Below are 238 nucleotides of genomic sequence, written 5' to 3' on the forward strand. Positions count from 1 at the left end.
GATTTGATCCGTCATGTTGATGCTGGATTGATAACTGCCTTTGGGTTTATGCAAAATAAACCCACGATCTTCTGCAACTGGCCCACCATTAAGTACTGGCTTATCAAGGCTTGCTTGGTTGGATTTCGGCTGTTCAGAGTCAACCTCAACTTGCTTGAGCATGCTGCCGACAGTGACATCGATAGGAGCGTTGATCATCAAACCCATCGCACCTTCGTCATTGTGCTCACAAAGATAG

The 238-nt window shown here is 46.2% G+C and carries 1 protein-coding gene; it reads right to left on the minus strand.

Annotated features, from left to right (window positions below; genetic code table 11):
- The coding region (locus tag AB4653_RS28945; protein WP_372106083.1) for a YqgE/AlgH family protein at window positions 1-238 on the minus strand (238 nt) is incomplete at both ends.

This window comes from Vibrio sp. 10N.222.48.A3, assembly GCF_041475345.1.
GTDB classification, from domain to species: Bacteria; Pseudomonadota; Gammaproteobacteria; order Enterobacterales; family Vibrionaceae; genus Vibrio; species Vibrio tasmaniensis_A.